We start from the raw sequence: 19417 nt of genomic DNA on the forward strand, positions 1-19417 counted from the left end.
CAGCTCGCTCCCGCCCGGGCGGGTTTCGGGCCCGGGCGGTTCGTGCGGTCAGAAGTCGATTTGTGCCCCCAGCTTGAAGACCCGTGGCGCGCCCTGCGTCAGGTAGGACGCACTGGTAATCCAGTAGGCCTTGTTCGTGAGGTTGTCGATGTTGAAGCGTACCGTCGTGCGCTTGCCGGCCACGCGCGTGGTGTAGCGCACGCCCGCATCGAACAGCGTGTACGACGGCAGCGACACCGTGTTGGCTGCGTCGATCGGGCGGGCGCCGTAGTACTGCATGCCTGCCGTCAGGGTGAAGCCTGTATCCCAGAGACGGTACTCGGTGTAGAGCGATGCCTGTTGCTTCGGCGTGCCGTTGGCGCGTTTGCCCGAGATGCCTTCCGCAGCGGTTTCGCTCTTGGCGTTCAGGAACATCACGCTGGCGTTGACCAGCCACTGGGGCGTCACGCGGACGCTGCCGCCCAGTTCCAGGCCGTCATAGCGTTCCTCGCCGTCCTGCGTGAACACGTTGCTGTTGTTCGTGTAGGTCAGGCCGCGATTGATGCGGAACAGGGCCGCGTTGGCCGACCAGTTCTCGCGCTGTGCCTTCACGCCCAGTTCCACCTGCTTGCTCTTGAGCGGGCTGAAGACCTGGCGCGAATTGGCGGCGGTCAGCGGTGCGGTGGCGCCCTGTTCGAGCGATTCCACGTAGCTACCGTACGTGGACACGCCCGGCAGCGGCTTGAAGATGATGGCGCCGGTGGGCGTCGTCGCGGCCTTGTCGTAGTCGTTGACGGAGTCCTTGATGCTGTTGCGGCGCACACCGACCACCAGGTCCCACTTCTCGCCAAGGTGCATCGTGTCGGACACGAACACCGCGCGCTGCGCCGTGTAGCTGCCCAGCGTATCGGGCGATTCGGCGGACAGGTGGGGATTGTCGAAGTTGCCGGGATTCGCCAGGTTGCCGCTGCCCAGTACCGCGTAGTTGAAGACGTTCGAATAGTACGAGCGATTGCGGCTGTACTGCAGGCCGAAGGTCAGGTCGTGTGTGATGAAGCCGGTCTTGACCTTGCCCGTCACCATGCCGATGACGTCATCGGTCTTGAAGCGGTCCATGCCGCCGTACTGTTCCTCGGTATAGTCGCCGGCGGCGTTGGCGTAGATCGTGCCGTTCAGGTAGACACGATCCATGGTCGAGCCGCGATACGCGATCCGCGCGTTCCAGTTCTCCGCAAAGCCCCAGTCCACCGACGTGCCCCAGATCTTGGCGCGCGTCTCGTAGCTCGTGAACGGCGAGTAGATGCGCTTGCTGCCGCTGATGGCGCCGGGCGGCGGGGCGATGGCGGTGTCACCGGCTTCGCCGCTGGCATTCGGGAACAGGCCCCAGCTCGTGGAACCCTTGACCACGCGATCCAGCGCCAGACCGTCCGCGCTCCAGACCAGGTTCGGCATGATGCGCCAATCCAGGGCCAGCGATGCCGAACCGCGCTTGATGTGGCCGCCGTCCTTCACGTAGGTATCGCCTTCTTCGCCGACCACGTTGGCGCGATAGCCGAAGCGGTCGTCGGGGCCGAAGCGGCCGCCCAGGTCACCGCCCAGCATGAACGTGCCACGGCTCGTGAAGGAGGTGGTCACGCTGCGCAGCGGCACATCGGTCGGACGCTTGCTGATGAAGTTGATGATGCCGCCCGGCGCGGCAAAGCCATAGAGGAAACCGCCCGCACCCTTGAGCAGTTGCACCTGTTCGAAGTGATCCAGCGGCAGGTCGCCGCTCCAGCCGAAGATGTTCTGGCCGTCAACCTTGCGGCCGTTCAGCAGGTCCAGCGTGATGCCGCGCACGGCGATCTGCGACGACAGGCCGCCGATGTTGTTGCTGGTCATCGAAACCGAGGCGTCGTTCTTCAGCGCCTGCACGATGGACGTGGCCTGCTGGTTGTCCATGAGGTCGCGCGTCACCACGTCCACGCTGAATGGCGTGTCCTGCAGCGGCGTGTTGCCGAACGCGCCCATGCTGGCCTTGTCGGCGCGGTATTCGTCCAGCGTGTCGGCCTTGCTGCTGACGGTGACCGTGGGCAGCGTGGGGGCGTTGTCACCGGCCGGAGCGGGCGTTTCCTGGGCGTGCGCGACGCTGGCGGACAGGGCAAGGGTGAGCAGGGCGCCGTGCAGCGCCTGATCCAGGCGCTTGCGCCGGAATGGCACAACGGCAGGGGTGAAATGCGAGGTGGTTTCCATCAGTCTAGTTATCGAGCAGGGTTGAGATGCCGGCTGGCTTCGGTGTCCCGTCTAGGCCGCTGCTGCCGGTTGCACTATCCAGCGCAAGACGCATGCGCTGGCATTCATCGATCTGCGTTCCCCTGGCCGCACGACGCAGCCATCTCCCTTGAAAACGCAGGCCGAAGTGTTGGTTACGAAGGGGTGGATGGCTCCCGGTGATGGAAGGCTTCGGCAATGGCGCGTCCCACTTGTGCGCGCATGCGGGCGGCTTCTTCCACAACGTTGCCGAGCCGCGCAAAGTCGTGCACCACGCCGGGCCAGACCACCGTCTGGGTGGTCACGCCTGCGGCCTGCAGCCTGCGGGCGTAGGCGTGGCCTTCATCGACGAGGGGATCGAACTCGGCCAGTACGATCAGCGCCGGCGCGAGGCCGCCGAGGTCCGTGGCCTCCAGCGGAGCGAAGCGCCAGTCCGCCCGGTCATCCGCATGCCGCAGGTAGTGGCCGAACATCCATTGCAGCGTGCGCTGCTCCAGCAGATAGCCAACGGCCAGGCGGGCATGCGAAGCGGTGTCCTGATGCGCGCTGGTGCATGGGTACAGCAGCACCTGAAGCCGCGGCTGCGGCGTGCCAGCGTGGCGCGCGGCAATGCACAGCGCCGTCGCCAGCGTGCCGCCTGCGCTGTCGCCGCCGATGGCGATCCGCTCGGGGTCGAGCCCCAGGCTGGCGGCATTGGCGCGGAGCCAGGCGCAGGCATCCTCGGCATCGTGGAAGGCGGTGGGGAACTTGTGCTCGGGGGCCAGCCGGTAGTCGATCGAGAGCACGGCACACTGCGCGGCGTCCGCGAGATCGCGGCACAGCGAGTCGTGCGAGTCCAGTCCGCCCACCACGTAGCCGCCGCCGTGGAAGTACAGCAGCACGGGTGCGGGGGTGGCTGTATCCGATCCGCGATACAGCCGTGCCGGCAGCGCGTGACCATCGCGCGCGGGGATGTGCAGCGCCTCGACCGGAATCTCGGCGCCCGGCGCGTCGAGCGCCAGCGTCGACGCGTCATAAGTGGCGCGCGCCTCGTCGGGCGTCATCTCGCTCATCGGGCGACGTGACTGGCTGGCGAGGTTCGCCATTTCCAGGAAGGCGTCGAGGTCGGGGTGCAGGGGCATGATGGTTGCGGTACGTATTCAAACGGTCGTTTCATCGCCGGGCGTGGCCCGTGACGCGATGACATCCGCTAGCAGGACGAACAGTGGTGAAATTTGTTCAGATCCATGGACACCCGACCGGTCCTGCGCCCCATCGATGAACATGCCGGTCCCGCAATCGTCTTGTCATTGCCCGCGTCACGCATGCCGGGTTGATCGATCAACGGACGGGCGGAGGCGCGATGCGGCGGGCATACACGGTGTGGGGACGGATTTCGGCGGCAGTGGCCGTGGCATGGCTCATCGCGCCGGGCGCCCAGGCCAAACCGCAGACGGTGGCGCCTGCCGTGGAGATTCGCCGTACCGCCGATGGCATTCCCCATATCCGCGCCACCCGTTGGCGTGACCTTGGCCTCGGGGTGGGGTACGCGCAGGCGGAAGACGCGCTGTGCACGATGGCGGACGGCTTCGTGACGTTCTCGGGGCAGCGGTCGCAGTACTTCGGGGCGGAGGCCAAGCCTTTGACGAACTCGACGTTCGGCCGCTCCCGCAATCTCGACCTCGACACGTTCTTTCTGGCCAATGCCGATGACGCCGTGGTGGCGCGCTACCGCCGCGAACATCCGCCTGAACTCAACGCGATGATCGACGGCTTTGCCGAGGGCTATAACCGCTATCTCGATCAGGCGCGCAAGGCCCGGGCGGACGCGAACACGCCTGCCTGCGTGGCAGCGCCATGGGTGCGCCATATCAGCGCGCAGGACATCTATCGCCGCATGTACGCCACGCAGATTGCGGCGGGCTATGCGCGCTTCATCCCCGATATGGCAAAGGCCGCGCCACCTGTGCAGGAGGCCGTGGGCCGGCGTGAGGGCGACGGCACGCCACCGCAGGCCCTGCAGGCGCTGCAGGATCGGCTGGCGATCCCGATTGGCGATCAGGCCGGACTCGGCAGCAACGCCGTGGCGTTCGGCGGCGCGGTGACGGGCGGGCAGGGCGGCGTGCTGCTCGGCAATCCGCACTGGTACTGGGGTGGCCCGGACCGTTTCTATCAGATGCACCTGACCTTGCCGGGCAAGCTCGATGTGGCCGGCGTGGCCTTTCTCGGCATTCCCGTCGTGATGATCGGCTTCAATGCCGATATCGCGTGGAGCCACACCGTTTCCGCCGCGCGCCGCTTCGGCGTGTTCGATCTGAAGCTGGACCCGCAGGACCCGACGCGCTATCTCGTGGACAACGTTCCGGTTGCGATGGAAGCCCGCAATGTCACCATCGACGTACGCGGCAACGATGGCGTGGTGCGCCCCGTGCACCGGATGTCGTATCGCACCCGTTTCGGCCCGGTGCTCGATCTTGGCGCGCATCATCCCGCGTTTGGCTGGGGCCGCGCCCATGCGCTGGCAATCCGCGACGTCAACGCGGACAACTATCGGATCTTCTCCCAGTTCTTCGCGTGGAACCGTGCACGGTCGCTCGATGCATTCATGCAGATCCAGCGCAGGATGGTGGCGGCGCCGTGGGTCAATACCATCGCCATCGGTCGCCGCGACAACCGCGTCTGGTATGCCGACATGGGCGCCATGCCGAATACGCCGGACGATCTGCGCGCGCGCTGCGGCACCGCCTTGTCGAAGGGCTTCGCGGCGGTAGACCCGCTGACGCCAGTGCTCGACGGCAGCCAGTCCGCCTGCGACTGGAAGGCCGATGCGGGCGCTGTGCAGGCGGGCGCCATGCCGGCCTCCGCCATGCCGTCGCTGATTCGCGATGACTATGTCGCCAATATGAACGACAGCTACTGGCTGACCAATCCCGCGCAGCCGCTCGAAGGCTTTCCGCTGTCGATGGGTGGCGAGCGTCAGGCGCTGTCGCTGCGCAGCCGCGAAGGGTATCGGATCGCCGCCGACATCGGCGGGCAGCCGCCGCACTCATCGCGCGACGTCGCGCGTGCGTTGATGGATCGTGCCCTGGCACCGCGCGCACTGTCGGCGGATCTGTTCAAGCAAGCGCTGCTGGCGCGCGCCTGCGTCGATGCCAGCCTCGTGCAACCGTGCGAGGTGCTGCGGCACTGGCCCAATACCGCCGATAGCGCGCAGCGGGGCGCGCTGTTGTGGAACGCGTTCTGGCGCCGTCTTGCCAAGCCGCCGATGCAGGGTTTCTATCAAGTGCCGTTCTCGCTCACCGATCCGCTGCATACGCCGCGCGATCCGGTGGCTGCCACGTCCGGCCAGCAGGCCGCCGACGCGTTGAAAGCGGCCGTGCGCGATCTGGCCGCACAGGGGCTGGCGCCCGACGCCGTGCTGGGCGCCGCGCAGTTCGTGCGTAGCGCGGGCAAGGACGTGCCGATCTTCGGCGGCTGCCAGGAGATGGGCTATTTCGCCGTGCAGTGCAATGCCGATGACAGTTTGCGCATGGGTCCGCAGTCTCAGGGCAACAGCTATCTGCAGGTGGTGCGCTTTGCACGTGACGGCGTGACGGCACACACGCTGCTCGCGCATGGGCAGCGCGATACCGCCATCGACAGCGGTGCCGGCGATGCACCGGTCAATCGCTACGCGCGCAAGGACTGGCTGGTCTTTCCGTTTCGCGATGCCGACATCCGGCGCGATCCGCAATTGCGCCGCACGGTGCTGCAGCGCTGACATCCTGTGCGAGGGCATCGCACATGTGACGCAGCAGGCCGCTGAACAGATCGCGGGCTGATTCGTCATAGATGCGGAGAGCCACTGCTGGCACCACGAACCGGCGCGCAGTGGTTTCAACTTCCCTCATCGCTACAGGATTCCACATGTCTACGAGCTGCTTCGACCGCGAGGACGAAACCTTCATCGTTCTGGTCAACCAGGAAGAGCAATACTCCATCTGGCCGCACTGGAAGACGGTGCCCGGCGGCTGGACTGCCGTCGACGGTGTGAAGGGCGACAAGAAGACGGTGCTCGAATACGTCGAGAAGACGTGGACCGACATGCGTCCCCGCTCGCTCAAGGAGTGGATGGCGCAGCAGACCAGCGATCAGGCCGGTTGAGCGGTATGCACGATCCGGTCACACTGCTGTGTCTGCCCTGCGCCGGGGCCAGTGCAACGATGTACCTGCGCTGGCGCCGCACGCTGCCCGCGTGGGTACACGTGCTGCCCGTCGAATTGCCCGGGCGCGGCGGACGGCTTGCCGAGGACTTCTGCCAGGACTTCGATTCGCTCGCGGCGCAGCTATGTGACGAGCAGGCGCCGCATCTGCAAGGAAAGTACGCGCTGTTCGGCCACAGCATGGGCGCGCTGCTCGCGTATGGCATCACACGCCGGTTGCAGGCGCAGGGCAAGCCCTTGCCGCTGGCATTGCTGCTGTCGGGCAGTCCGGCCCCCTCGCAGCGCGACGCCGAGCGCTTTGCCTGCAAGGACGACGATGCCGGTCTGATCGAGGATCTGCGGCGGCAGGGCGGCACGCCCGATGAGGTCTTCGACAGCCCCGAACTGCTGCGCATCACGCTCGATGTGCTGGGCGCGGACTACCGGATCTGCGAGAGCTTCCGTCACACCACGCCTGCCGCGCTGCCGATGCCGTTGCATGTGCTGGCTGGCCGCCAGGACCCGATCACGGCGGAACGCATCGGCGCCTGGCAGGAGGAAGGCCAGGGCACCTTCACGCTCGACTGGTTCGACGGCAATCATTTCTTCGTGCGCCATCAGGAGGCCGAGGTACTGGACACGGTGCAGCGGCGGCTCGCACAGAGCCTGCGCGCAGGCGCCGCCGATGCCGCCGATGCCGACGATACCAACGATAGCGCGCACGTTGCCGCCTGATCCCAGGCGTCACTTCCAATGCATTCGCGCCGCCCGTGCCCGGCGATCATGCCGCCGCGCGGGACTGCCATCAAGGAGTCTGCATGAACGAAACCATGAACCGCCTGGAACGCCGGGCGCCCGTTGGCTCCGAACTGCCCGTGCTGATCGTGCCCGATGCGCCGGGCCAGCCGCTGCTCGATGGACTCGCCCAGCACCGTGCCGCCATCGATGAAGCCGTGCAGCGCGCAGGCGGCGTGCTGCTGCGTGGATTCGATGTGCCATCCGTCGATGTGTTCCAGAAGTTCGCCGCATCGTTTGGCCATCCGCTGCTCAAGTACGAGTTCGCGTCGACGCCGCGCAGCGCCGTGGACGCAGCCGGCGCCGGCATCTACACGTCCACGGAATACCCCGCGCACCAGCACATCCCCCTGCACAACGAGCAGGCGTACACGCGCGAATGGCCGATGAAGATCTGGTTTCACTGCGTCACGGCGTCGCCCGAAGGCGGCGAGACACCGATTGCCGACAGCCGCGCCATTTACCGCCGCATGCCCGATGCGCTGCGCGAACGCTTCGCGCCTGGCGTGCTCTACGTGCGCAACTACGGCGAGTTCGATGTGCCATGGCAGAAGGTGTTCAACACCGAAAACCGCGCCGAAGTGGAAGCGTTCTGCAAGCGGGCCGATATCCGGTGGGAATGGAAGGACGATGGCGACCTGCGTACCACGCAGCTTTGCCAGGCCGTGGAGCGGCATCCCGTGACCGGCGAAATGGTCTGGTTCAACCAGGCGCACCTGTTTCACGTGTCGAACCTGCAACCCGAAGTGCGCGAATCGCTGGAAGAACTGCTCGGCGAGGACAACCTGCCGCGCAACACGTATTTCGCGGATGGCTCACCGATCTCCGATGCGATCTTTGACGAGGTGCGCGCCGTGCTCGACGCGGAAACCGTGTCGTTCCGCTGGGAATCCGGCGATGTGCTGATGCTCGACAACATGCTGGCGGCTCACGCCCGTGCGCCGTTCAAGGGACCGCGCAAGGTGGTGGTGGCCATGGCCGAGCCGCACGGCAACCTCGGCAAGTGATGACCCCCGGCCGCGCGCCAACCCCGTGACCACCGCACAGCGGACGATGGAAGCAGAGATGAACACACAGACTTGGCAGGAACCGGTGGACTTTGTCAGCCATCTTGAGGCACTCGCCACGCATCGCCCCGATGACATTGCACTAGTGACCGTCGGCGACGATGGCACGGGGCTGGCGGAATCGTCCTGGACGTATCACGCCTTTGCCGCACGCGTGCGGGCGCTGGCCGCCGTCCTGCAGCAGCGTGGCGCGCGCGGCGAACGCGCGCTGGTCATGCTCGACAACGACGACCACTATGCCGTGGCGATGTTTGCGTGCTTCTACGCCGGCACCGTGGCCGTGCCCGTGTTCGCGCCGGACGCGGCACGCCAGCAGCAACTGGAGCGCCTGACCGGCATCGCGGCCGATGCCGAAGCCCGCTTCGTGCTGACCACGGCCGGGCTCGGCGCCGACGTGGGGGCTGCCATCGGCGCTGCGGTCGCGGTGATCGAGGTCGACGACATCGATGCAGCGCAAGCCGGCCACTGGGCACCATGCACCCCCGCGCTCACCGATGTGGCCTTCCTGCAGTACACCTCGGGTTCCACCTCGGCGCCCAAGGGCGTGATGGTGACGCATGGCAACCTGATCGCCAACGAGCGTGCGATTCGCGCAGGACTCGGCATCGGACCGGCAGACAAGTTCGCGGTCTGGGCGCCGCTGTATCACGACATGGGCCTGATTGGCGGCCTGCTGCAGCCGTTCTATAGCGGGATTCCATGCGTGCTGACGTCGCCGCAGTTCTTCCTGGAGCGGCCGATCCGCTGGCTGGAGATGATCTCGCACCACCGTGCCACGCTGAGCGGCGGTCCGGACTTTGCCTATCGACTGTGCCTGGACCGGGTCAAGGATGCGCAGCTCGCCAGGCTCGACCTGTCGTGCTGGCGCGTGGCCTATACGGGCGCGGAGCCGGTGCGCGCGGACACCATGCAGGCATTTGCCGAGCGCTTCGGCCCGGTGGGATTCCGCGCCGACAGCATCTACCCGTGCTACGGACTTGCCGAAGCCACGCTGTTTGTGACGGGCGTCCAGCGCGGCGCGGGCATGCCGGTGCAGACGTTCGACGCACAGGCACTTGCCAGCGGCACCGCGCGATCGAGCGAGGCTGGCACCGCGCTTGTTGGCTGCGGCACGGTCACGGCCGATCACACGGTTCGCATCGTCGCGCCTGCCACGCTGCAGCCTGCCGCCGATGGCGTGATCGGCGAGATCTGGGCCAGCGGCCCGAGCATCGGGGCAGGGTACTGGGGCAATCCGGCTGCCACGGCCGAGGCGTTTGTAGAACACGATGGCGCACGCTGGCTGCGCACCGGCGATCTGGGCTTCGTGCACGAAGGGCACCTGTATGTGAGCGGGCGCGTCAAGGATCTCATCATCGTGCGCGGCCACAACCTCTATCCGCAGGATCTGGAGCGGGCAGTCGAAGCCGAGGTCGATGTGGTGCGCAAGGGGCGCGTGGCAGCCTTCGCGGTGCAGGTCGACGGGCGGGAGGGCATTGGCCTGGCTGCGGAGGTCTCGCGCAGCACGCGCAAGCTCGTGCCGCCGCAATCGCTGGTGGAAGCGCTGAGCGCAGCCGTCAGCGAAGCCTGCGGCGAACCGCTGTCCGTGGTGGTATTGCTCAATCCGGGCGCGCTGCCCAAGACGTCGAGCGGCAAGCTGCAGCGCAGCGCGTGCCGGCAGGGCTGGCAGACGCGCACGCTCGATGCCTATGCGATCGTCGAGCAGGGCCGGATCGAACTCATTGGCGAGGCGGCGGCTTCCGTGGTGCCGCAGGCGGTGCCGCTCGACACGTCGGACCCCTTGGTGGCGGAACTCGCCGCCATCTGGGACGACGTGCTGGATCGCAAGTCCGGCGAACCGCTGCCGGCTGACGCGCATTTCTTCCTGCAGGGCGGCAATTCGCTGGCGGCGGCGCGGGTTGCGGCTGCCGTGACGGCACGCTGGAACGTGACGTTCCCGGTGTCCGTGCTGTTCGAGCATCCGCGTCTGCGCGATGCCGTCGCGGCGCTGAAACGCGTGATCGCGGCGGGCAACGCTGCGGTTGCGGCCATTGCACCGTTGCCCGATAGCGGTGTGGCATCGCTCTCGTATGCGCAGCAGCGGCAATGGTTCCTCTGGCATCTTGAACCGACGAGCACGGCGTACCACGTGGCCGGCGTGCTGACGCTGCAAGGCGCGCTCGATGCCGACGCCCTGCGGCGCGGGGTCGACGCACTGGTCGGGCGTCATGCGGTGTTGCGAACCGTCTTCGTCGCCAATGCGCAGGGCGAACCCATTGCCACGGTGCGCCCCCATCAGCCGGTGCCGTTGGCCATCAACGATGTCTCCGGTCTGTCTGCCGCACAGCAGGCCACTAGCGCATCTGCCGCAGCCCGCGATCTGGCCGACCAGCCGTTCGATCTCGCCACCGGTCCGCTGTGGCGTGTCGCGCTGATCCGGCTGGCCGAGGACCGCCATCAACTGGTGGTGGTGATGCACCACATCGTGTCCGATGGCACGTCGATGGGTATCTGGATCGACGAACTCGCGCAGCACTATCGCGCGGCACTTACCAATGACAACAACCTGCCCGCGCCGCGCCAGTACGCCGATTTCGCGGCATGGCAGACGCAGTGGCTCGCGGGCGGCGAGCGGGATCGGCAACTGGCCTACTGGCGCGAACAGCTTGGCGATACGCATCCCGTGCTGGCGCTGCCCGTCGATCATCCGCGCGATGCCGTGGCGCGATACCGCGCTGCCACCTACGACATGGCGCTGCCATCGTCGCTGCTGACCGCGCTGCGTGCCACGGCAGCCGCCCGCGAGGCCACGCCATTCATGGCGATGCTTGCCGCATTGCAGGCACTGTTGCATCGGCACACCGGCCAGACCGATATCCGCGTCGGCGTGCCCGTCGCCAATCGCCATCACGCCGCTGCGCAGGGGGTGATCGGCCTGTTCGTGAATACGGTGGTGCTGCGCAACGTGCTCGATGACCGTACGCCGCTGGGTACAGTGCTGGCCACCGCACGGCAGGCTGCACTCGGCGCGCAGGCCAATCAGGACTTGCCTTTCGAGCAACTGGTGGAGGCATTGCAGCCGGAACGCAGCCTCAGCCACGCGCCGCTGTTCCAGGTGCTGTTCAACCACCAGCACGAGGATTTCAGCCGCTTCTCGGCAATCACGGGACTGGTGGCGAGCGGTGCCGCGCTGCCGGGGACTGCGGCGCAGTTCGAACTGTCCGTCGAGATTCGCGAGAACCGCGACGGCTCGGCGGCGCTGCGCCTGGTCTATGCGCGCGAAGTGTTCGAAGCCGCCACCATGGCGCGCTTTGCCGAACACTATCTGCGCGTGCTCGACACGCTGGCCCGCCAGCCGGACACCACCGTTGGCGATACCGCATTGCTCGGTGCCGTGGAGCAGGAAACGCTGGCCCAATGGAGCCACGGCGACGCCGCCGCGCGCCTGTCGCCCGACACCGTGCATCGCTGGTTCGAACTGCAGGTGCAGCGATTGCCGCAGGCCGTGGCGCTGCGCTTCGGCGATGCCGTGTTGAGCTACGCCGAACTGAACGCCCGTGCCAACCAGCTTGCGCACCACCTGCGCCGCCACGGTGTGGGTGTCGAGACCCGCGTCGGCATCGCCATGGAGCGCTCCGTCGAACTCGTGGTCAGCCTGCTGGCCGTGATGAAAGCGGGCGGCGCCTATGTGCCCATCGATCCCGACCATCCCGCCGACCGCGTGGCCTATATGCTGGACGACAGTGCCGTGGCACTGGTGCTGACGCAGGCGCATTTGCGGGAGCGTCTGCCGGTGGTCGATGGCCTGCAGGTCATTGACGTGGATGGCTTGTCAGCGGCGCTGTCCGCCGAGCCTGCACACAATCCCGACATCGCGGTGCATGGCGAAAACCTCGTCTACCTGATCTACACATCGGGCTCGACGGGGCGTCCGAAGGGTGCCGGCAACCGGCATCGCGCGCTATGCAACCGGCTGGCCTGGGGCCAGCAGCATCAACCGCTGGATGGCACGGACACCGTGCTGCAGAAGACCCCGTACAGCTTCGATATCTCGTTCTGGGAGTTCTTCTGGCCGCTGACGGCTGGCGCCACGCTGGCCTTGGCGGGACCGGGCGAGCATCGCGATCCGGCCCGGCTCGTGGCGCTGATCGACCTGCATCGCGTGACGACGATCCACTTCGTGCCGTCGATGCTGCAGGCGTTCATGGCGCACGGTGCCACCGCCGCGTGCCAGCGCATCCGCCGCATCGTGTGCAGCGGCGAAGCGCTGCCGGCCGATCTCCAGGCGCGCGTGCTGCAGGCATTTCCGCAGGCCACGCTCCTGAACCTGTATGGTCCGACCGAAGCGGCCATCGAGGTCACGTACTGGGACTGCCACGACGATGGCGCGTTGACCGTGCCCATCGGCAAGCCCGTTGGCAACACGCAGGCGTGGGTGCTCGATGCCGCGCTGCGTCCCGTGCCGCAGGGCGTGGCCGGCGAGCTTCACCTCGGTGGCTTGAGTCTGGCGCGTGGCTACTGGAACCGGCCGGGCCTGACGGCCGAGCGATTTGTTGCCGATCCGCTGGATGACAGCGGTGGGCGCCTGTATCGCACGGGTGACCTCGTGCGCTGGCGTGCCGATGGCCAGATCGAATACCTGGGCCGCATCGACCATCAGGTCAAGATCCGTGGCTTCCGCATCGAACTGGGCGAGGTGGAAGCGGCACTGCTGGCGCTGCCCACCGTGCGCGAGGCCGTGGTGGTGGCGCAGGATACCGGCGCCGGGCACCGCCTGGTGGCATACGTCCAGGCCGATGCATCGGATACCGGTGATGCGGCTGCCATCAAGTCCGCCCTGGCGCAGACGCTGCCGGACTACATGGTGCCGTCGCTCGTGATGATGCTGGCGCGTATGCCGCTCAACGCCAACGGCAAGATCGACCGCAAGGCGCTGCCCGCGCCCGAAGCCGCAAGTCCGCGCGCGTTCGAAGCGCCGGTTGGGGAACTGGCGCAGGCGCTGGCCGCAATCTGGGCCGAGGTGCTGCACCTGGAGCGCGTCGGCCAGCAAGACAACTTCTTCGATATCGGCGGTCACTCGCTGCTGCTGATCCGCGTACACCGGCTGATGGAAGAACGGCTGACGACCAGGGTGCCGCTGGTGGATCTCTTCCAGTATCCAACCATCGACGCCTTGCGGCGCCACCTGGAAGCCGGCACGACAGCGCCCGTGGTGGACACGCGCCAACGGGCGCAGGACCAGCGGGCCGCGCGCCTACGCCGGGGCCGTACCGAGGCGGGAGTGAACTGATGCCGGTGTACGAAACGCCCACCCATCTGACCGGGATCGAGATTGCCATCGTGGGCATGGCGGGCCGGTTCCCCGATGCGCCGGACGTGGACGCGTTCTGGCGCAATATCTGCAACGGTGTCGAGTCGGTGTCGACGCTTTCCGACGCGGAACTTGCGGCAGCCGGTGTGCCACCCGAGCGAATCGCCGACCCCGCCTACGTCAAGGCTGGTGTCCGCTTCGAAGGGTTCGACCGCTTCGACGCGGCGTTCTTCGGCTACGCGCCGCGCGAGGCCCAGTATCTCGATCCGCAGCAGCGCATTTTCCTGGAGTGCGCATGGCATGCGATGGAGCACGCGGGCTATGACGTGGCGCGGTTGCAGGCGGCCGTGGGCGTCTATGCCGGCGCCGGCGCGAACCTGTATCTCATGAAGCATCTGCTGCCGCAGCGCGCGCTTGGTACGGATGCCGGCATTGCCGAACTGATCGGACTCATGAATGGCAACGCCAGCGATGCCCTGAGCACGCGCGTGGCGTACAAGCTGAATCTGCGCGGTCCGGCGCTGACGGTGCAGACGGCGTGCTCGACGTCGCTTGTGGCCGTGCATCAGGCATGCCAGGCGCTGCTGGCGCGCGAATGCGATATGGCACTGGCCGGAGGGGTCTGGCTGAACCTGCTGCAAGCGCAGGGCTATGCTTATCAGGCAGGCGCGATCCTGTCCTCGGACGGGCATTGCCGGGCGTTCGATGCACGCGCCGATGGCACGGTACTGGGCAGCGGTGCCGGTGTCGTGGCATTGAAGCGGCTGGAACAGGCGCTGGACGATGGCGACACGATCCACGCCATCATCAAGGCCACGGCGCTCAACAACGATGGCGCCAACAAGGTGGGCTATACCGCGCCGAGCGTCGCGGGGCAGGCCGATGCCATCGGGCTGGCCCAGATGCTGGCCGATGTCTCGCCTGACTCCATTGGCTACGTCGAAGCGCATGGCACGGGCACCACGCTTGGCGATCCCATCGAAATCGCGGCACTGACCCAGGCGTTCCGCGAAGGCACGCAGCGGCGCGGCTTCTGTGCCATTGGCTCGGTCAAGACCAATATCGGCCATCTCGATGCGGCGGCTGGCGTGGCGGGCCTTATCAAGGCCGTGATGGCGCTGCGCCATCGCACCTTGCCGCCGAGCCTGCATTTCGAGACACCGAATCCGGGCATCGATTTCGCGTCCGGTCCTTTCTTCGTCAACACGCGCGCCACGCACTGGAGCGCCGGCCCGGTGCCGCGCCGCGCGGGCGTGAGTTCGTTCGGCATGGGCGGCACGAACGCGCACGCCGTGCTGGAGGAAGCACCGGCACTGCGTCCTGCCGGCACGCCGAGTGAAGGCGCCCAACTGCTGCTGCTGTCGGCGCGCAGCGAATCCGCACTGGCGAATGCCACCCACGCGCTGGCGCATCACCTTGACCACCAGCCGGACCTGCAGCTTGCCGATGTAGCCCACACGCTCGCGATGGGCCGCAAGCCGTTTGCCCATCGCGCCGTGGTGATCGCCAGCGATCTGGCGCAGGCGGCGCAGGCGCTGCACGCGCGCAGCGCGACACACCTCGTCAGCGGCGCGGCTGCCGATGAACCGCCTTCGGTCGCCTTCCTGTTCCCGGGGCAAGGGGCGCAACACGTGGGCATGGCTCGCGCGCTGTACGACACAGCGCCGCTATTCCGTTCGACGGTGGATGCATGCTGCGAGCGCCTGCGCGAGCCGCTCGGCACCGATCTGCGGCAATGGATCTGGCCGGAAGACACGAGCGCCAGCCCCGACGCCAGCGCAAAGGCAGGCGCGGAACTGTCGCGTACCGCGCTGACGCAGCCCGCGCTGTTCGTCATCGAGTACGCCCTGGCGAAACTGTGGATGTCGTGGGGCGTCCAGCCCGCCGCAATGATCGGGCATAGCATTGGCGAGTACGTTGCCGCGTGCCTGGCGGGCGTCTTCACGCTCGACGACGCACTGGCGCTGGTGGCCGCACGTGGCCGCCTGATGCAGTCGACGCCACCCGGCGCGATGCTGGCCGTGGGTCTCCCGGAAAGCGCATTGACACCGTGGATCGAGGCCGGCTGCGATCTGGCAGCGGTCAATGCGCCGGAACTGTGTGTGCTGGCCGGCACCGTGGACGCTATCGGCAAGGCTGAACAGGCATTGCTGGCGCAGGGTGCGGTAGTCCGGCGCCTGCATGTCTCGCACGCGTTTCACTCTGCGCTGCTCGATCCGGTGATCGCGGAATTCGAGGCCGTCGTGGGCCGCCTGACGTTGCGCGCGCCGTCGATTCCCTATGTGTCCAACGTGACCGGCGACTGGATCACCGCCGCGCAGGCATGCGATCCGCGCTACTGGGCAGAGCATCTGCGCGGCACGGTGCGCTTCGCGGCGGGGCTGGGGCGTCTGCTGGAACGGGCCGATTGCATTGCGCTCGAAGTGGGTCCTGGCGATACGCTGACGTCGCTGGTCAAGCGTCATCCGCTGGCAGAAGGGCGCATGGCGCTCTCCACGCTGCCCCATGCCCGGCGCGAAGACCTGCAGGCGCTGCAGCACCTGCGCTGCCTTGGGCAACTGTGGACTGCCGGCGTCGATATCGATGTGGCACTTGCCGAGCGGATCGGTCCGGCACGCCGCCGTATTCCGCTGCCCGGCTATCCGTTCGAGCATCGATCGTTCTGGGTCGACGCCCCCGCCGTGGCGGACAAGGCGCCCGGGATCGCGTCCGGTCCGTGCGGAATCGATGACTGGTTCCACGTGCCCACCTGGCAGCGCGTGACGTTGCCCGCTGCATCCTCGGCACAGGAAGGCTGCACAGTGGTGCTGGGCGGGTCAGGCAGTGTCGATGATCGTGTGCTGCAGCGGCTGGCCGGTATGGGCACCGTGGCGAGCATCGCGGCGGGTGCCACCTACGCCCGACTGGACGCTCACCACCACGTCGCGCCGCCCGCCGATGCCGAGGCACTGGCCGATGCGTTGCGCGCGATTGGCCGCGAGGTGGGCGCAATTGCGCGGATTTGCTGTTTGTGGACGCTCGATAGCGCCCATGGCATGACGAGCCTCGTCGCCCTTGCGCGTGCCATCGAGGCAGCGCCGGCATCCCGTGCACCGGGCCGGCTCGTCCTGCAGATCGTCACGCAGGGACTGGCCGATGTCACGGGCACCGAGCCCCTCGATCCGGACCGTGCGCTGCTGCTCGGCCCCGCGTTGGTGATGCCGCAGGAACTGCAGGACGTGGTGTGCGGCGTCGTCGATATCGAGGTGCCCGCGTCCGGCAGCTTCGCCGAAACGCGCCTCGTCACGCAGCTTTGCGACGCGCTGCACGATGCCGAGCCGTTGCCGATGAGCGCCTATCGCGGGCCGCATCGTTGGGTGCGCGGCTACGAAGCGCTGCGCCATGCGCCGGATTCCCCGGTGTGTCTGCGGAAGGGCGGGACGTACCTGATCACGGGTGGGCTTGGCGGTGTGGGCCTGACGCTTGCGCGTTATCTTGCCGAGCACTGGCAGGCGCGCCTTGTGTTGCTGCAGCGCTCGGCATTGCCGCCGCGTACGGACTGGGCCGCGCGCATCGCCGATGCCTCCCAGCCACAGGCGCTGCGCGAGCGGCTGGCCGCACTGCAGTCCCTCGCATCGCTCGGCGCCGAGGTCATGACGCTGACCGCCGATGTGACGGACGCCACGGCCATGCGAGTCGCGGTGTCCGAAGCACGGCAGATGTTCGGCACGCTGCATGGCGTGATCCACGCCGCTGGCGCGTCCGCCGACGCGTACCTTTCGCAGTGGAACGCGGAACAGTCCGCGCGGGTGCTGGCGCCAAAGGTTGACGGCGCGCGTCACCTGCTGGCCGCGCTGCAAGGCCAGCAGCCCGACTTCGTATTGCTGTGTTCGTCGCTGGCGAGCATCGCCGGTGGCATTGGCCGCGCCGACTATGCCGCGGCCAATGCCTGGCTCGATGCGCGCGCCACGGCGGCACTGCGCGACGCGTCGTTTCCTGTCATCGCCGTCAACTGGGACGGCTGGCGCGATGTGGGCATGGCGGCGGCCATGGCGCTTCCCGAAGGCGTCGGCATCCCGGCAGTACAGGGCGGTGCCGCGCTGGAACGCGTGCTGTCCGGTCCGCCTCGTGCGCAGGTGCTTGTCGTCACCACCGATCTGACGCAGCGTCTGCGCGGCGTCGATCTCGCGATGTTCGACACGCTCGACACCCTCGGCGCCAGCCGCTCCAGCCGGCCGCAGCATCCGCGCCCGGCACTCGGCGTGCCATACGTGGCGGCGGAGGACGATCTGTCGCAGGGGCTGGCGGCGCTGTTCGGCGAACTGGTGGGTGTGGCGCCCGTAGGTATCCACGACAACCTGTTCGAACTGGGCGGCGATTCCCTGCTGGCCATCCAGTTGCTGGCCCGCGTGCGTGCGGCCTGGGGCGTCTCCGTGCGACCCGTCGACTTCTTCAAGACCCCCACGGTGGAGGCGCTTGCGGTGCTGGTGGAACTGCTGCTGATCGAACAGATCGCGCAGGACGACACCCCGGACACCGCCGCCACGCTCCCCGTCTGACCCTAGCGAAATCGTTCGATGCAAGATATTTCTGCTCGCCGCGCCAGCCTCAATCCGGCGCAACTGGCCCTGCTGCGCCAGCGCCTGCGCGGGGGGGCTGCCGCTGGCGCCGCTACGCAGGCGGCCACCGACCGTATCGTGCGGCGCGCGTCCGATGGCCCGGCACGGTTGTCGTTTGCGCAGCAACGGCTGTGGGTGCTGTCGAAGATCGATCCCGCCAGCACCGCCTATCATCTCTGCGGCGGCTTGCGGCTGCAGGGCACGCTCGACGTGTCTGCCCTGCGGCATGCCCTGGCGGTGCTCGTGGGGCGGCACGCGGCACTGCGCACGGTGTTTCGCACCAATGAAGCTGGCGAGGCCGAACAATGCGTGCAGCCCACCGCTGACATCGTGCTGGAAGTGGTGGACCATGCGGCATCGCACGGCGCCATCCGTCGCCTGTGCGATACGCCGTTCGATCTGGAGCGTGGCCCGCTCATGCGTGTGGCGCTGTGCCAGCGCGCGGCCAACGATGCCGAGCTGGTGGTGGTGATGCACCACATCGTGTCGGACGCCGTCTCGACGCAGGTGATCCTGGCGGATCTGTCGCGCGCCTATCGCGCTCACGTGGCCGGGCGTGTCGAGGCACTGCCGCCGCCCGGCATCGACTATGCCGATTTCGCCGCGTGGCAGCGTGACTGGCTCAAGGACGGCGAACAGGCGCGTCAACTCGGTTACTGGCGCACGCAGCTTGGCGATGCGCATCCGGTGCTGTCGCTGCAGACGGACCGGCCCCGTCTGGCATCGGCGGGCTATCACGCTGCGGCGCATGTCTTTGCTGTGCCGCCCGCGCTGCTGGCCCAGTTGCGCCAGCGCGCGCAGGCGGCCGACAGCACGTTGTTCTCGGTGCTGCTCGCTGCCTTTCACGCGCTGCTGCACCGTTACGCCGATCTGCCGGTGATCCGGACCGGCGTGCCGTTTGCCAACCGCAATCGCGCGGAAACCGCTGGTGTCGTGGGCTTCTTCATCAACACGGTGGTGCTGCAATCGCGCATGGCCGCGCGCGTGACGCTGGGGCAGGTGCTGCACCACATCCACGCCGCAGCGCTCGACGCCCAGGCAAACCAGGACCTGCCGTTCGAGCAACTGGTGGAGGCGTTGCAGCCGGAACGCACGCCCGGCCACCATCCGCTGTTTCAGGCGATGTTCAACCACGTGCGGCGCGATGACAGCGCGTTGTCCGGCTGGCCCCGCCTGGCCGTTTCGCGCATCGACCTGCCGCATGGCAATGCCCAGTTCGAACTGATGCTGGAGTCCATCGAACACGACGACGGCACGCTGCAACTGACGCTGCGCTAC

The 19417-nt window shown here is 67.5% G+C and carries 9 protein-coding genes; 7 read left to right on the plus strand and 2 right to left on the minus strand.

The genetic code is table 11. The features are described 5' to 3' along the window. Positions 1-48: 48 nt before the first annotated feature. Together ABDB81_RS13910 and ABDB81_RS13915 are read right to left on the minus strand one after the other, a co-directional pair. Positions 49-2211: a TonB-dependent siderophore receptor gene (locus ABDB81_RS13910; RefSeq protein WP_137925673.1), complete on the minus strand. Its 2163-nt coding sequence runs from the start codon at positions 2209-2211 to the stop codon at positions 49-51. Between the two features lie 173 nt (positions 2212-2384). Next, complete coding sequence (locus ABDB81_RS13915) at positions 2385-3350, minus strand: alpha/beta hydrolase (RefSeq protein ID WP_137925672.1); 966 nt, start codon at positions 3348-3350, stop codon at positions 2385-2387. Between the two features lie 221 nt (positions 3351-3571). Here ABDB81_RS13915 and ABDB81_RS13920 point away from each other — a divergent pair, with 221 nt between their 5' ends. From ABDB81_RS13920 to ABDB81_RS13950, 7 genes are all read left to right on the plus strand, one after another. Beyond that, complete coding sequence (locus tag ABDB81_RS13920) at positions 3572-5968, plus strand: penicillin acylase family protein (protein ID WP_346811661.1); 2397 nt, start codon at positions 3572-3574, stop codon at positions 5966-5968. A gap of 146 nt (positions 5969-6114) precedes the next feature. After that, positions 6115-6351 carry an MbtH family NRPS accessory protein gene (locus tag ABDB81_RS13925; RefSeq protein WP_137925670.1) on the plus strand — a complete coding sequence of 79 codons (237 nt, stop codon included), beginning with the start codon at positions 6115-6117 and terminating at the stop codon, positions 6349-6351. 5 nt (positions 6352-6356) lie between these two features. After that, positions 6357-7124 (plus strand): alpha/beta fold hydrolase, encoded by a 768-nt coding sequence (locus ABDB81_RS13930; protein WP_346811663.1) that lies wholly within the window; start codon positions 6357-6359, stop codon positions 7122-7124. Between the two features lie 83 nt (positions 7125-7207). Beyond that, entirely contained in the window at positions 7208-8191 is a 984-nt protein-coding gene (locus ABDB81_RS13935) for a TauD/TfdA family dioxygenase (RefSeq protein ID WP_346811665.1), read from the plus strand. A 58-nt stretch (positions 8192-8249) separates the two neighbouring features. Then, entirely contained in the window at positions 8250-13520 is a 5271-nt protein-coding gene (locus ABDB81_RS13940; protein ID WP_346811667.1) for an amino acid adenylation domain-containing protein, read from the plus strand. After that, positions 13520-18079 (plus strand): SDR family NAD(P)-dependent oxidoreductase, encoded by a 4560-nt coding sequence (locus tag ABDB81_RS13945; protein ID WP_346811669.1) that lies wholly within the window; start codon positions 13520-13522, stop codon positions 18077-18079. The genes ABDB81_RS13940 and ABDB81_RS13945 overlap by 1 nt, the downstream gene beginning before the upstream one ends. Positions 18080-18097: 18 nt before the next feature. Then, positions 18098-19417 (plus strand): condensation domain-containing protein (locus tag ABDB81_RS13950; protein ID WP_346811671.1); only part of this gene is annotated, 1320 nt, incomplete at its 3' end.

Source organism: Cupriavidus sp. DL-D2, assembly GCF_039710735.1.
In the GTDB taxonomy this organism is placed as follows: Bacteria; Pseudomonadota; Gammaproteobacteria; order Burkholderiales; family Burkholderiaceae; genus Cupriavidus.